Annotated in this window: 1 protein-coding gene; it reads left to right on the top strand. The window is 71.0% G+C overall.

Annotated elements, in window-relative coordinates:
- Window positions 1-106: 106 nt before the first annotated feature.
- Window positions 107-328: NEW3 domain-containing protein (locus tag A7A76_RS18315; protein ID WP_206412552.1), on the top strand; the 222-nt coding region annotated here is incomplete at its 3' end.

The following is a 328-nucleotide window of genomic DNA, read 5'->3' as shown; positions in this document are numbered from 1 at the left end:
CCCGTACGCGAACACCGCGACGGCGACCTCGACCACCAGCGATCCGACCCCGGGCAACAACACGTCCACCAGCACGCCGACGCCGGTGGCCTCGGCCGATCTGGCCGTGACCAAGACCGCGTCGAGCGCCACGCCGACCGTGGGCACCAACGTCACCTTTACCGTGACCGTGACCAACAACGGCCCGTCGGCCGCGGCCGGCGTCAACGTCAACGACCAACTGCCGAGCGGCTACACCTTCGTCTCGGCGAATCCGAGCACCGGCACCTACACCGCCGGCACCGGCGTGTGGGCGGTCGGCAACCTGGCCAACGGCGCCAGCGCCACG

The organism is Lysobacter enzymogenes (assembly GCF_017168095.1).
Lineage (GTDB): Bacteria > Pseudomonadota > Gammaproteobacteria > Xanthomonadales > Xanthomonadaceae > Lysobacter > Lysobacter enzymogenes_D.
This window is presented reverse-complemented; position numbering and strand designations above follow the sequence as displayed.